Raw genomic sequence first — 13,083 nt, 5'->3', positions numbered from 1 at the left:
GGGGCGCCGCCGGGGCCGCCGCGCTGGATTGCGCCCCGGTGCGGCGGCCCTTCTCCTGGTCCTGGCGGGGTGCTCATCGCCCCCGGCAGCAGAGTTGGAACCCGGTCCTTCCAGCTCGCCTCCGTCTGCGGCGGCAGCTCCGTCGCCAGCTGCAGGCACTTCCAGCCCATCGGCTGCGGCAGCACCCGCGCCGTCACTTCCGCTGAGCCTGCGGATACCGGCCACGGGAACTGAAAGCTCCCTGCTGCATCTGGGCCTGCGCGAAGACGGTTCGCTGGAGGTTCCCCCGGAAGGGCCGGGAGCACCGGCAAGCTGGTACACCGGATCGCCCGTGCCGGGGCAGCCCGGCCCCGCAGTCCTGCTGGGACACGTCAATGCCACCGGTGGCGGTCCCGGAGTCTTCGCTGATCTGCGAGCCCTGCAGCCAGGCGATCTGATCGAGGTCGGCAGGGAGGACGGGAGCATCGTCCAGTTCGTGGTTGAACGGGCCGAACAGTACGGGAAGGACAACTTTCCAACCCTTGAGGTCTACGGCAATACCGACGGCGCGGAACTGCGGCTGATCACCTGCGACGGTTTTGACCCGGCCACCGGAACCTTTGATGACAATTTTGTGGTGTACGCGGCGCTGACAGGTTAGCCGCGCGTGAGGCGGTACTTCAGCCCCAGCCGCACCGAGGACCATTCGCTGTCCAGAATGGAGAAAACCACCACATCGCGGCGGGACCCGTCCAGCCAGAGTTCGTTGGAGCGCAGCACGCCGTCCTGCTTGGCGCCGAGGCGGGCGATCGCGGCCCGGGATGCGTGATTGTGCCAGTGGGTGCGGAACTCGACGGCGATGCAGTCCAGTGACTCAAAGGCGCGGGAGAGCAGCAGGTACTTTGTTTCGGCGTTGATCAGCGTCCGCTGCGCGCTGGCAGCCAGCCAGGTTGAACCGATCTCAACCCGGCGGTGTTCGGCCTTGATGTTCATGTACGTGGTCATCCCGCACAGAGCTCCGGTATCAAGGCGCCGGATTGCCCAGGGGGCCATGGTGCCCGCCGCCTGCTGTTCCAGCCGCGACTGCACTTCCGCAGCCATGCCCTCCGGGGTGGGGATCCGCGTGTACCAGAGGTTCCAGAGCTCTCCGTCCTTCACGGCGCTGTCCAGTTCGGGGACGTGCCCGGGGGACAGCGGTTCCAGTCGGACGGTGCTGCCCTCGAGGATGACTGGAGTGGCAAACGGATTCGTGCTCATGCGTTCATCCTAGGCAGGGGAGGGAATTATTGCGGGCAGCCCGCCGTTCGTTTAGTAGATGCAATAACATGTATCTATCGGATGCGAGGAAAGGTGGCCGTTGTGGCCGAACGCAGGATTGTCGCCGTAACCGCCGGGCTGGGTGTCCCGTCCTCAAGCCGGATGCTGGCCGACCAGCTGGGGGCAGCCGCACAGGCCAGGCTCCAGGAGCTGGGCCACCACGCCGTGCTCACCACCTACGAACTGCGCGAGTATGCGGTGGACATCGCCAACGCGATGGTCTCCGGCTACGCGGCCCCCAAGCTGGAAGCCCTGCTCAATGAAGTGGCCGACGCCGATGCCCTGATAGCCGTCTCGCCGGTCTTCAGCGCGTCCATCAGTGGACTTTTCAAGTCCTTCTTCGACGTTATGGACAAGAATGCCCTCGATGCCAAGCCGGTCCTGGCCGGCGCGACGGGCGGCAGCGCCCGGCACTCAATGGTGCTGGACTTCGCCCTTCGTCCGCTCTTTGCCTACCTTCGGGCACGGGTGGCACCAACGGCTGTTTATGCTGCTCCGGATGACTGGGGAGCAGGAAGCGGCGGCATCTCCGCCCTGGATGATCGGGTCCAGCCTGCGGCTGCTGAACTGGTGGCCCTGATGGGTGACGCACCAGCCCGGCCGCGGCGGAATTCAGGTGAATCGCTGCCGTTCGAGCAGCTGCTGGCCCAGATCCAGCCCCGCAGCTAGCATCCCGGTAGGGTGGAATGTGATCCATAACCCATAACTGTGCCGCGTTCCTCCCGCGGTGCGGCCAAAACAAGGACCACAACGTATGCCCGAGAATGAAGCTGCATCCGTGTCAGGCCTTCAAATCCTTCAGCGGGGCACCCTGAAGGACGGTGCGGTGGAAGCGGTCCGGTCAGCGCTGCTGGCCGGTGACATGGTGCCGGGCAGGATTTACTCCGCCAACTCGCTGGCCGCCCGGCTTGGTGTCTCCAACAGTCCGGTCCGCGAAGCGATGATGGAACTTGCGGGCAAAGGGCTGCTGGAAGTGGTGCGCAACCGCGGCTTCCGCGTTGTCGAAATGACTGATGCGGACCGCCGGGAGGTTTACGACCTGCGCCTGCTGGTGGAAGTGCCTGCGGTGGCGGAAGTCGCCCGCCGGGGACTTGCCGCGGATGATGAACCTGAACTTCGCCGGCTGCTGAAGCAAGTGCTCGCGACGGCGGATTCCGGTGATTTGCGCGAGTATCTGGACGCTGACCAGGCGCTGCATATGCGCGTTGTTGCGCTGCTGGGAAACCGCCGGCTGTGCGGCATTGTTGAAAACCTCCGGGACCAAAGCAGGGTGCGCGGGTCATACCGGCTGGCCGAACGCGGCATGCTGGCCCAAAGCGCCCAGGAACATGTCCCCATTGTGGAGGCATTGATCGCAGGGGATGCGGACGCGGCGAACTCCCTGATGATTGAGCACCTCGCTTACGCCCGTCCCTGACAATTCCTTCCCGGCACTAAATTCCCCCAGCCCTTCCCTCGGTTGAAGTGAAGTGTTATATATAACCCATAACCATGAGCGCGTTTTGATGCCCATGAATTGGTTTTCGGGTTACCACGCTTCTTCCGGTGCTGTTGGATCGCTGCAACGGCATTTTCTTTTCCGTTGCGACCGAGGGGCCTTCGATGGCGAACCAAGTGGTATCCGTTGCCTGCGAGACACCGCAGCCGGCCCGCGCCGGCGTCGTTATTATTGGCGGCGGCATCATGGGTGCCAGCATCGGCTTCCATCTGGCAGCAGCCGGTGTCAGCGGCGTGGTGGTGGCGGAACGGGCTGAGCTGGGAAGCGGTTCTTCGGCCAAACCCCTGGGAGGAGTCCGTGCGACGTTTTCGGACCCGGCAAACGTGGCCCTGGGTAAACGAAGCCTGGATGCCTACAAGAGCTTCGGCGAGCACTTCGGCGCGGACATTGGATTGCGCGAGGTCGGCTACCTGTTCCTCTGCCGCAGTGAGGCCGAAGTGCTGGACTGCGAGGCCGGCGTGGCGGTCCAGAATTCCTTCGGCGCCAACAGCCGGATGATTTCCCCGGCCGAAGCCGCACGGCTGAACCCCTTCCTGGATCCGGGAGCGCTGCTGGCTGCTTCCTACTCTCCACAGGACGGCTACGCCGAACCCGCCCGGGCAGTCGCCGCCTACACGGAAGCAGCCAAGGCTGCGGGGGCCGTGTTCCTGACCGGCACCGAGGTCCTGGAGATAGAACGCGGTGCCGGGGTGATCCGCTCCGTGACGACAAATCGAGGAACAATCCGGACCGACGCCGTCATCTGCGCCGCGGGCGCATGGTCACGCCGGGTTGGCCGGCTGGCGGGAGTCGAACTGCCCGTCACCCCAGTCCGCCGGCAAATCGGCATAACAAAAAAGACCGGGACGTATCCCGAAGTTCCGTTCACCCTGGACCTGTCCACCACCATGTATTTCCACAACTGCGCGGAAGCGCTGCTGCTGGGGATTTCAAACATGGAGGAGCCGGGGTTCAACCGCGATTTCAATTTTGAATGGCTGGCGGAGTTCAACGCGGCCGCCCGCATTTGTGCGCCGTCCCTGGTTGAACCGGATCTTGAATACGGCTGGGCGGGGCTGTACGAAAACACCCCGGACCACAATGCCCTGATTGGTGCTTCCGCGGAGCTGCCCGGGTTCTTCTATGCCACGGGGTTCTCCGGCCACGGTTTCCTGCAGGCCCCTGCCGTGGGAGAACTGATTCGGGACCTGTATCTGGGGAAGGAATCCTTTATGGACCCCTCCACGTTCTCCGCCACCCGGTTCCGCAACGAGGACGAGTCCCTGGTGCGGGAGGTCCACATTATCTGACTCCGTCATTTGACCGCGCCCAGGCAGTCGACCGGCACGCACTCAGCTACAGGGAAGGACCAGAATGGGTTTTCAAGAGCTCTGGCAGCTCAGGGCCGAGTTCGCCCGAAGGCTCTCAGCCATGTACGGCACCGAGGTGCCGGCCTACAACACCCTGGTGGAGGTCTCCACCGAAGTGAACCAAGCCCACCTGCGCCGGCACGGAGCTGAAGCGGAGCGGCTGGGCAGCATCGACCGGGTCACCGCGGAACGGCACGGCGCTATCCGGGTCGGGTCCGAGCGTGAACTGGCCCAGGTAGCCCGGGTCTTTGCCGCTTTTGGCATGTACCCGGTGGGCTTCTACGACCTGCGCGATGCCGCCAAGGCGGCAGTTCCGGTGGTCTCGACGGCGTTCCGTCCGGTCAACCCTGATGAGCTGGCCCGCAACCCGTTCCGTGTCTTCACCTCAATGCTTGCGGTGGAAGACACCCGGTTCTTCGACGAACCGCTGCAGCGCGAACTCGCGGCATTCTTCGACCGGCGTGAGCTCTTCGGACCGGAACTGCTGGAGCTGGCTGACCAGGCAGCGGCGGGCGGGGGACTCGACGGCACCGCAGCCGAAAGGCTCCTGGACCTGGCGACGGCAGCGTTCGAACTCTCCTCCGAGCCGGTGGACCACGACTGGTACCGGAGGCTGGAAGCGATCTCCGCCGTCGCCTCGGACATCGGCGGAGTGGGCAGCACCCACATCAACCACCTCACGCCCCGGGTCCTGGACATCGATGCGCTGTACGCAGGCATGGAGGCGCGGGGAATCGCCATGATCGATGAAATCCAGGGGCCGCCGCGCTGGGACGGTCCGGATGTGCTGCTGCGCCAGACCTCCTTCCGTGCACTGGGTGAGGAACGGCTGTTCCGGTACGCGGACGGCTCGGTCGGCAAGGGCGAGCTGCGCGTCCGGTTCGGCGAGGTGGAAGCACGCGGCATCGCCCTGACACCCGCCGGACGTGAGCTGTACGACCGAATGGTCCTCGAAGCGGACGCCCGGCTGGCTGCGGCCCCGGCACTGGACCGCCGGAGCGTAGCCCGGACGGTCTGGGAGGAAAACCTGCCGCGGACCGAAAAAGAACTGTCGATCCGCGGGCTGGCGTACTTCACCTACACGGCGAATCCGGACGTACCCCTTGCCCCGGACCCCGTGACCCTGCCGGAACTGATTCAGTCCGGAGCCGCCGTTCCCGCACCGATTGTCTATGAGGACTTCCTGCCTCGCTCGGCGGCCGGAATCTTCCAGTCCAACCTCACGGATGAGGGCTCCCGGAACGACGCCGCACAGGCAGCCGGGTATGACATGCCACGGATGTCCGCCATTATCGGCCGGCCGGTCCACGATCCGTACGAGCTTTATCAGCAGCAGCAGGACGCCTCCGTCCGCGCACTCGCGGACGCCCTCGGCGTCTCCATCGCACCGCCCGCAGTTACGAACACCGCGGCACCCGCCGCCGGCCACTAACAGACAGGAACCCAGGATGACTTCCACTACCCAGGCCACAGAGCTGGCCCGCCGTGTCCAGGATGCGCTCACTGCCTGCGGCGTCACCGAAGACGCCTACGGAGAGGAGCACATCACCCGTACGCCGCTGACCGGTGAAACCCTGGCCAGCCTCCGGAGCACCTCGGGGGACGAAGTGGATTCAGCCATTACCGCAGCCCACGAAGCGTTCCTTCTCTGGCGCGAAGTGCCGGCACCCGTGCGTGGAAACGTGGTCAAGCGGTGGGGGGAACTGCTCACCGAGCACAAGGAAGAGCTGGCCGCAATTGTCCAGGCAGAGGCCGGGAAGATCACTTCCGAAGCCCTGGGCGAGGTGCAGGAGATGATCGACATCTGCGACTTCGCCGTCGGCCAGTCCCGCATGCTCTACGGCAAGACCATGCCCTCCGAGCGCCCAGGCCACCGGCTGATGGAAACCTGGCACCCGCTCGGTGTTGTCGGTGTCATCTCGGCCTTCAACTTCCCGGTTGCCGTCTACTCCTGGAACACCGCGCTGGCACTGATCGCCGGTGACACGGTGGTCTGGAAACCGTCAGGCACCACCGTGCTCTCCGCCCTGGCCACCAACGCCCTGCTGGCCCGGGCCGTGGCGGAAAGCGGCGCACCTGCCGGAATTCACCAGCTGATCGTCACGGACCGGACCGGTGCGCAGCGCCTTCTTGAGGACCAGCGCGTTGCCCTGGTCTCTGCGACGGGTTCCGTGCGCATGGGCCGGGAAATTGCGCCGAAGGTCGCTGAACGGTTCGGGCGGACCATCCTGGAACTGGGCGGGAACAACGGGGCGATCGTCACCCCCAGCGCAGACCTGGACCTGGCGCTGCGGGGCATCGTGTTCGCCGCCGTCGGAACCGCCGGGCAGCGCTGCACCTCCATGCGGCGGCTGATCGTGCACGAATCGATCGTCGAGGAACTGACGGCGAAATTGGTTGCCGCCTATTCAAGCCTCAGCATTGGCCTTCCCCTTGAGGAGAAGAACCTCGTGGGACCGCTCATCAACGAGGCCAGCTACACGGCGATGCAGGACGCCCTTGCCCAGGCACAGGAGGAGGGCGGCACTGTGCTCACCGGCGGGGAACGAGTGCTGGCGGAAACCTACCCGGACGCCTACTACGTGCAGCCAGCGATTGTCCGGATGCCTCAGCAGAGCGCGGTAGTGCATAACGAAACTTTCGCCCCAATCCTTTACGTCATGACCTACACGGTCTTTGACGAGGCAATAGCCCTCCACAATGCCGTGCCTCAGGGCCTTTCCTCTGCGGTTTTCACCCAGGACCAGGCTGAGGCGGAGCGCTTCCTGTCCGCTTCCGGTTCTGACTGCGGCATTGCCAACGTCAACATCGGAACCTCCGGGGCGGAGATCGGCGGGGCGTTCGGCGGTGAGAAGGAAACCGGCGGCGGGCGCGAATCCGGCTCGGATTCGTGGAAGGCCTACATGCGCCAGGCCACCAACACGGTCAACTACTCCGGTCAGCTGCCACTGGCCCAGGGGGTTGAATTCCTCTGACCCGGGGCCCGGTGCACCCGGGACGCTGACACGGTGCAAGGCACAGACCTAGACTGCTGGAAGGCCAACACCGCAACGAGCAGGGGCGAATGCCATGCCTGATGATGCCGCACCGGTCATAACCATCCTTCCCGAACCGCCTACCTACCTGGTTGATGCCGTGCGCGACGGCGGAGGTGTTACCGCACCGCTGTCGGAGACGACCTCAGGGCTGGTGGTGCTGGCCGGCGAACCCCTGGAACACCTGGCAGGAGCGCTGCGGAAAAACCCCGGGATCCGCTGGATCCAGGTCTACCTGGCCGGCGCGGATCAATGGGTTCCGTTGATGCGCCAGTATCCGCAGATCCGCTGGAGCAGCGCAAAGGGGGCCTACAGCCAGCCGGTGGGGGAGTACGGGCTGACCCTGACGCTGGCCATGCTCCGTGCAGTGCCCACCTTCGCCAGGGCGAAGGCGTGGGGCCCGCCGCAGGGCACGTCCCTGCACGGCAAACGGGTGGTCATAGTGGGCGCCGGCGGAGTGGGCCGGGAGATCCTGCGCCTGGTCAGCGTCTTCACCCCTCACATCACTGTGGTGCGCAGCCAGAACGAACCGGTGCCCGGCGCGGAGCGCACTGTCACCGACGAAGGGCTCGACGACGCCCTGGGCGGCACCGACGTCGTGATCCTTGCCGCGGCGATGACCGCCACCACCGCGAACCTGATCGATGAGCGGCGCCTGGCGCAGCTGCCGCCGCACGCCGTGCTGGTGAACATTGCCCGCGGCCCGCTGGTAGATACGGAGGCACTGACGGCAGCGCTCGCGGAGGGCCGCCTGGCCGGAGCGGCGCTGGACGTCACCGACCCCCAGCCGTTGCCGGACGGACACCCGCTCTGGTCTGAGCCGCACGCCCTGATTACTCCGCACACCGCCGAAACTGAGGCAATGATCCGCCCGCTCCTGGCCAACCGGGTCCGCGAGAACGTCCGCCGTTTCCGCAACGGCGATCCGCCCGAAGGCCTCGTGGACCCGGCTAAGGGCTACTAGCGCTCCACGAACGCCAGGACGCGGGCCGGACTGGCCGTGCCGCCGACGATCTTCAGCGGGGAGACAACCACCATGGCGCCCGTGGCCGGAAGCTTCGCGAGGTTCTGCAGCAGCGTCACGCCGTACTTGTTGTTGCCCAGCAGGTAGTAGTGCGCCGGGAACGGCGGATCGAAGGCGCCGGCGTTGCCGGCGTCGATCCCGACGGTTTCCACGCCCAGCCCGGCGATCGGGGTCTCTTCCGCCAGCCACTTTGCGCACGCCGCGGAGATTCCGGGGGTGTGGGAACCGGTGTCGTCGAAGTTCAGGAACGCGTCGGCGTCGTCAACGAACTTGTCCCAGCCGGTGCGCAGCAGCAGCCATGCGCCGTCGGGCAGTGCGCCGTGCTCGGCTTCCCAGGCTTGGATGTGCTCCGGTTCCACCAGGAAATCCGGGTCCGTCGCCGCTTCGGCACTGAAATCCATGACGACTGCGGGTCCCACCAGGCGGCGGACCGGGATCTGGGAGACGTCGTCGCCGTCGCGGCCGGTAATCCAGTGCGACGGCGCGTCAACGTGCGTGCCAATGTGCTCACCGGTGTGGATGTTGTTGTGCTTCCAGAACGGACCCGGCTCATCGAAGGCGGAGACCTGCTCCAGGCTGAAGTCGATCAGGTTCACGAACGGATCGGGCAGTTTTAGGGTGGGGATGTCGGCGGAGAGCGGCGCGGTGAGGTCCACGACTTCCAGGGCGCCGCCGTCGAGCGCTCCGATCAGGTTCTGGATCAACCCGGGTTCAGTGCTGGGGAGAGACATGTTCGTTTCCTGTCCAAGGTCGAAAAACGTTTGCCTGAGAATACCGGGGAACCATGCCGGGCGGCCCGACTGGGTCGCAACATGACGCGGGGCCGTTTGCGCCGGGGCAGCCGCGCGGTCCTAGGATTCTGGTAGACCGCCCGAGCAATTTACAGGAGTCCCACGATGAACCAGATGACAGTTGCCGGACTCGTGGGGCGCACCCTGGCCCAGCTGGGCGCCGGACATGCCTTCGGTGTGGTGGGCAGCGGAAACTTCCATCTCACCAACGCGCTGCGGGAAAACGGTGTGCCGTTTACTGCCGCCCGGCACGAGGGCGGTGCGGCCACCATGGCCGACGCCTACTCCCGCATGTCAGGACTGGTTTCCGTCCTGACCACCCACCAGGGCTGCGGCCTCACCAATGCCGCCACCGGCATTGGCGAAGCGGCTAAGTCCCGGACTCCCATGATTGTCCTAACCGCCGACGCCGCCGGATCGGCTGTGCGCTCGAACTTCCGGATCGACCAGGACGGGCTGGCCCGCAGCCTGGGAGCGGTGCCTGAACGCGTGCACTCAGCACAGAGCGCCGTGGCAGATACCGTCCGGGCCTTCAGGACCGCGCAGAACGAGCGCCGGACCGTGGTCCTCAGCGTCCCGCTCGATGTTCAGGCCCAGCCGGTCCCCGAGCGCACCCCCGAGCGTGTCCCGCCGGTGGCACCCACCGGCTTCGTCCGTCCTGCTCCCACCCTGGTGCGCGGGCTGGCTGACCTGCTGTCCACCGTGAAGCGCCCGGTGTTCGTCGCCGGGCGCGGAGCCAGGTATGCCGGCGAAGAGCTCAGGGCGCTGGCCGCGCAGTCCGGAGCACTGCTGGCCACCTCCGCCGTGGCGAACGGACTCTTCGAAGGGGAAGAATTCAACCTCGGCATTTCGGGCGGCTTCTCCACCCCTGAAACCGCCGCGCTGATTCGTGAGGCGGATGCGATCATTGGCTGGGGCTGCACCCTGAACATGTGGACCATGCGCCACGGTTCCCTCATCAATAAGGACGCCTTAGTGGTCCAGGTGGACCTGGAAGACTCAGCGCTCGGCGCCAACCGGGACATCCACCTCGGCGTCATCGGCGACTGCGCAGCAACGGCCGCCGACGTGCTGGCCGAGCTGAAAGCCACCGTTCCGGAGCCGGCAACTAACTACCGGACCGCTGAAACCGCTGCCCGCATCGCTGCCGGTGCACGCTGGCAGGATGTGCCGGTGGAGGATCTGTCCACCCCGGAGCGCATCGACCCGCGGGTACTGAGCCTGGAGCTGGACACACTGCTGCCCGCCGAACGCCTGGTATCCGTGGATTCGGGCAACTTTATGGGCTACCCCTCCACCCATCTCTCCGTTCCGGACGAGTTCGGTTTCTGCTTCACCCAGGCCTTCCAATCGATCGGCCTGGGCCTGGGCACCGCCATTGGTGCGGCCCTGGCCCGCCCGGACCGGCTGCCGGTCCTGGGCACCGGGGACGGCGGATTCCTGATGGGCATTTCCGAGCTGGAAAGCGCTGTGCGCCTGGGCGTGCCGCTGGTGGTGATCGTCTACAACGACGCCGCCTATGGCGCCGAGGTCCACCACTTTGGTGCCGGTCCGGATGACGACGCCGCAGCGGCGGACATGGAAACCGTCACCTTCCCGGACACGGACATCGCCGCGATCGCCCGGGGCTACGGGGCGGACGGCATCACGGTGCGCACCCGTGCGGACGTGGCTGCGGTGACCGGATGGCTTCAGGGTCCACGCAAGGCACCGCTGGTCATCGACGCCAAGATTGCCTCCGACGGCGGTGCCTGGTGGCTGGCCGAGGCGTTCAAGGGACACTAGTCCCGGATTTCCTCCCGCACCGGTCTGAGCCGGTCCGGAACCTCGGTGCCCGTGACCGCCGGAAACGTGCAGGTGAACTCGCCGCGGTACCCGAACAGGAAGCCAAAAACCGGGTTCCGCACCTGCAGCTGGATGGTGTAAACCTGCCGCTCGTCGTCGTACGCCTCGTAAAGATCTGCGGTGCCGGTCAGGAAGCGGGGAACGGTGAAGCTCACCGGGCCCTCATGGAACCGCAGCGCCTCCGAGCGCAGGTGAAGCGATCCGTCTTCGCGGACAGCCAGGTCCAGGTCCGTTGCCAGATGCTGATGCGTGCCAAGGTAATCCACTACCGTTCCCCGACTGGCGCTGTAGACCATGCTGGCATCGAACCGCCGCGGGCGGCCGGGCCGTGTTTCCAGGGTGCGGGTGAACGTGACGGTGGTGCGGCCGAATCCATCCACGTACGGGTAGTTCTCGATGGTGAACGGCACGTTGCGGCCGCGCTCCGGAAAGAGGATGTTACGGAAGGCCCCGAACTTCAGGAACGGCACCGTCCACCACGCGCCCCGGCGGACTTCGGAGAAAACGCCGCGGCCTACACAGGCATAGCCCGCGTCCGGATCCACGCCAAAGCGCCGCTGGAGCATGGGGTGCAGCCTGCCGAAATCGGGTCCCAGGGCGCGGGCAAAGACGGACTGGCCGGTCTCCAGAGGCGGGGTCATGCCGGTTCCGGCAGGGCAGCGAGGGACGCGGGCGGGCGGGAGGCATGCCTGTCCGGTGCGCTCCTGCGGCAGTTCGCAGCACGCGGAACGCTTCCAGTCGGCGGTGCCAGCAAGGCAGCCGTTGCCGCTGCGGCCGCTGCGAGGAAGGACGCTGTCCCGCGGCCCCGGAGGAGCAGGGCGGCCGATCCCGCCAGCGCCGCGGAACGGAGGCCGGCGTCCAGCAGCCAGGCGCGGCGGGCACGTTCCGGCGCAATTCCGTCTTCCGCCCAGAGCCGCAGCCGGTCGAAGCTCCACGCCGTTGCCCAGCCGAGCGCCGGACGGATGAGCGGTGCGTCCACCCAGCGGCCAAGTGTTCCCCAGCCTGGGGAGTAGTCGTAGCCGGTGATGAACCGGACGCCGTCCGGTCCCGGGATATACCTCCAGTACCCGGCGCCCGGGCCGATCGGCGAGAGCACATCCCGTGTGGTGAATTTCAGGACGGAGGTGGCCTGGCCGTGTTGCCCGGTCCGGGTTCCCAGAGAAGTTCCGGTGCCGTGGATGGTGTGCAACGGAAGCCTGAACTCGTAACGGAATTCCTGCGGTGAAGTGCCCGGGGCGGGAACGATCGCGGTAAACCGAAGGTCCCAGCGGGGATGGCAGGACGGATCCTGCGTCAGTTCCCAAAGGCGCTCCATTGGCGCCCGGACCGGCAGCTCGACGTAGACCTGTTTCCCCATGGAGGGAGACTACCGCCGAATGCCTTACATGCCCGGCGTATCCTGGGCCGGGCGCTCCGGCGTTTCGCTCCAGCCAAGGTTGCCCGCCATGCGCTTCAGCACGGAGACCAGCGCGGTGTATTCCTCCTCGGACACCTCTTCCGTGAGCTGGTCACGGATACGTTCGACGGCGCCCCGAAGGTTCTCCAGGCTGCGGGTGCCCAGCTCGGTGAGTGAATACTGGCCGTCGCGCACTGCCACCCAACCGCTGTCCACCAGCTCATCTATCAGCTCGGCGGAGGTGCCGGTTTCCACCGGCGGGAAGAAGGGCCGGAGCTGGTCGGAGAGCTCTGGGCCGGTAGCCGGTCCGTTGGTGAGGAGATTCATCATCTGCCATTGCCGTCGGGTCAGCCCGTGTTCCTCGAAGCTGGCGCCGAACTGTTCGTCGACCAGCTGATCCACCAGTTTGAGCCAGAATCCAATGGGACGTTCCTCGGTAGCCATCCACCCACTGTACAAACCGAGACCGGTGCTGGGAATGGCTGTCTAGAGCCTGGCCTGCATTCCACAGAAGGGGCAGGGTGCGGAACGGGCCAGCTCCACGCACACCACGCACACCGGCAGATGGGAGTTATCGTTCCGCAGCGGCCGGTTGGGCATCTCCTTGCCGCAGTACGGCCGGGGCTTGCGGGCATGCTGCATGGCCCGCCTTTTACAGGGGGTGCAGAAGACGTGCACCAGTTCATCGGTGTCCGCCGGCGGAGCTTCAACGGGGCGGACGGCTTCCTTGACGCTCATGCTTCCCAAGCTACCGAGTTCTACAGACTGTAGAAGTTCGTGCGGTGGCTCGGCTGGCGCGGAACAACGCGGATTCCGGGCAGAATGCCGTGCGCGATTTCACGGGCAGGT

At 66.1% G+C, this 13,083-nt stretch carries 14 protein-coding genes; 8 read left to right on the top strand and 6 right to left on the bottom strand.

The features are described from left to right. The coding region (locus tag TVC13_RS13930; RefSeq protein WP_422401783.1) for a class F sortase at positions 1-640 on the top strand (640 nt) is incomplete at its 5' end. On the opposite strand, the gene TVC13_RS13925 is transcribed toward TVC13_RS13930, so the two are convergent. Next, positions 637-1,236 (bottom strand): GNAT family N-acetyltransferase, encoded by a 600-nt coding sequence (locus tag TVC13_RS13925; RefSeq protein WP_422401782.1) that lies wholly within the window; start codon positions 1,234-1,236, stop codon positions 637-639. The genes TVC13_RS13930 and TVC13_RS13925 overlap by 4 nt on opposite strands. Positions 1,237-1,338: 102 nt before the next feature. On the opposite strand from TVC13_RS13925, the gene TVC13_RS13920 reads away from it, so the two are divergent. The 6 genes from TVC13_RS13920 to TVC13_RS13895 all read left to right on the top strand — a co-directional run bounded on the left by TVC13_RS13920 (position 1,339) and on the right by TVC13_RS13895 (position 8,142). Next, complete coding sequence (locus TVC13_RS13920; RefSeq protein WP_422401781.1) at positions 1,339-1,965, top strand: FMN reductase; 627 nt, start codon at positions 1,339-1,341, stop codon at positions 1,963-1,965. An 85-nt stretch (positions 1,966-2,050) separates the two neighbouring features. Next, positions 2,051-2,713: a GntR family transcriptional regulator gene (locus TVC13_RS13915; RefSeq protein WP_422401780.1), complete on the top strand. Its 663-nt coding sequence runs from the start codon at positions 2,051-2,053 to the stop codon at positions 2,711-2,713. Between the two features lie 185 nt (positions 2,714-2,898). Next, complete coding sequence (locus tag TVC13_RS13910) at positions 2,899-4,083, top strand: NAD(P)/FAD-dependent oxidoreductase (protein ID WP_422401779.1); 1,185 nt, start codon at positions 2,899-2,901, stop codon at positions 4,081-4,083. A gap of 64 nt (positions 4,084-4,147) precedes the next feature. Then, complete coding sequence (locus tag TVC13_RS13905) at positions 4,148-5,575, top strand: 2-oxoadipate dioxygenase/decarboxylase family protein (RefSeq protein ID WP_422401778.1); 1,428 nt, start codon at positions 4,148-4,150, stop codon at positions 5,573-5,575. Between the two features lie 16 nt (positions 5,576-5,591). Then, on the top strand, positions 5,592-7,118 hold the full coding sequence (locus tag TVC13_RS13900; protein ID WP_422401777.1) for an aldehyde dehydrogenase family protein: 1,527 nt from the start codon (positions 5,592-5,594) through the stop codon (positions 7,116-7,118). 94 nt (positions 7,119-7,212) lie between these two features. After that, a complete protein-coding gene (locus TVC13_RS13895) occupies positions 7,213-8,142 on the top strand; it encodes an NAD(P)-dependent oxidoreductase (protein ID WP_422401776.1) in 930 nt (309 codons plus the stop codon). Here TVC13_RS13895 and TVC13_RS13890 read toward each other — a convergent pair. Further along, positions 8,139-8,933 (bottom strand): cyclase family protein, encoded by a 795-nt coding sequence (locus TVC13_RS13890; protein WP_422401775.1) that lies wholly within the window; start codon positions 8,931-8,933, stop codon positions 8,139-8,141. The genes TVC13_RS13895 and TVC13_RS13890 overlap by 4 nt on opposite strands. A 165-nt stretch (positions 8,934-9,098) precedes the next feature. On the opposite strand from TVC13_RS13890, the gene TVC13_RS13885 reads away from it, so the two are divergent. After that, the gene (locus tag TVC13_RS13885; RefSeq protein WP_422401774.1) at positions 9,099-10,778 is read left to right on the top strand and encodes a thiamine pyrophosphate-binding protein; all 1,680 of its coding nucleotides are present in this window, start codon (positions 9,099-9,101) and stop codon (positions 10,776-10,778) included. Here TVC13_RS13885 and TVC13_RS13880 read toward each other — a convergent pair. Genes TVC13_RS13880 through TVC13_RS13865 form a run of 4 tightly spaced genes read right to left on the bottom strand, consistent with a single transcriptional unit; the run spans position 10,775 to position 12,972 of the window. Then, positions 10,775-11,479 (bottom strand): DUF4166 domain-containing protein, encoded by a 705-nt coding sequence (locus TVC13_RS13880; RefSeq protein ID WP_422401773.1) that lies wholly within the window; start codon positions 11,477-11,479, stop codon positions 10,775-10,777. The two genes, TVC13_RS13885 and TVC13_RS13880, sit on opposite strands and share 4 nt — an antisense overlap. Continuing rightward, positions 11,476-12,195, bottom strand: a complete 720-nt coding sequence (locus tag TVC13_RS13875; RefSeq protein ID WP_422401772.1) for a hypothetical protein — start codon at positions 12,193-12,195, stop codon at positions 11,476-11,478. Before TVC13_RS13875 ends, TVC13_RS13880 begins: the two co-directional genes overlap by 4 nt. A 24-nt stretch (positions 12,196-12,219) precedes the next feature. Next, on the bottom strand, positions 12,220-12,678 hold the full coding sequence (locus TVC13_RS13870; protein ID WP_422401771.1) for a MarR family winged helix-turn-helix transcriptional regulator: 459 nt from the start codon (positions 12,676-12,678) through the stop codon (positions 12,220-12,222). Positions 12,679-12,720: 42 nt separating this feature from the next. Continuing rightward, complete coding sequence (locus tag TVC13_RS13865) at positions 12,721-12,972, bottom strand: hypothetical protein (protein ID WP_422401770.1); 252 nt, start codon at positions 12,970-12,972, stop codon at positions 12,721-12,723. Positions 12,973-13,083 lie beyond the last annotated feature (111 nt).

It is taken from the genome of Arthrobacter sp. 3Tela_A, assembly GCF_049311025.1.
Classification (GTDB): Bacteria; Actinomycetota; Actinomycetes; order Actinomycetales; family Micrococcaceae; genus Arthrobacter_B.
Note: the sequence above shows the minus strand (reverse complement) of the source record. Positions and strands in the feature narration are given on the sequence as shown.

Coding starts and splice junctions, on each gene's coding strand:
- TVC13_RS13900 (WP_422401777.1), top strand. CDS start 5,592: ATGACTTCCACTACCCAGGCCACAGAGCTGGCCCGCCGTGTCCAGGAT.
- TVC13_RS13865 (WP_422401770.1), bottom strand. CDS start 12,972: ATGAGCGTCAAGGAAGCCGTCCGCCCCGTTGAAGCTCCGCCGGCGGAC.
- TVC13_RS13895 (WP_422401776.1), top strand. CDS start 7,213: ATGCCTGATGATGCCGCACCGGTCATAACCATCCTTCCCGAACCGCCT.
- TVC13_RS13875 (WP_422401772.1), bottom strand. CDS start 12,195: ATGGGGAAACAGGTCTACGTCGAGCTGCCGGTCCGGGCGCCAATGGAG.
- TVC13_RS13905 (WP_422401778.1), top strand. CDS start 4,148: ATGGGTTTTCAAGAGCTCTGGCAGCTCAGGGCCGAGTTCGCCCGAAGG.
- TVC13_RS13880 (WP_422401773.1), bottom strand. CDS start 11,479: ATGACCCCGCCTCTGGAGACCGGCCAGTCCGTCTTTGCCCGCGCCCTG.
- TVC13_RS13910 (WP_422401779.1), top strand. CDS start 2,899: ATGGCGAACCAAGTGGTATCCGTTGCCTGCGAGACACCGCAGCCGGCC.
- TVC13_RS13890 (WP_422401775.1), bottom strand. CDS start 8,933: ATGTCTCTCCCCAGCACTGAACCCGGGTTGATCCAGAACCTGATCGGA.
- TVC13_RS13925 (WP_422401782.1), bottom strand. CDS start 1,236: ATGAGCACGAATCCGTTTGCCACTCCAGTCATCCTCGAGGGCAGCACC.
- TVC13_RS13915 (WP_422401780.1), top strand. CDS start 2,051: ATGCCCGAGAATGAAGCTGCATCCGTGTCAGGCCTTCAAATCCTTCAG.
- TVC13_RS13870 (WP_422401771.1), bottom strand. CDS start 12,678: ATGGCTACCGAGGAACGTCCCATTGGATTCTGGCTCAAACTGGTGGAT.
- TVC13_RS13885 (WP_422401774.1), top strand. CDS start 9,099: ATGAACCAGATGACAGTTGCCGGACTCGTGGGGCGCACCCTGGCCCAG.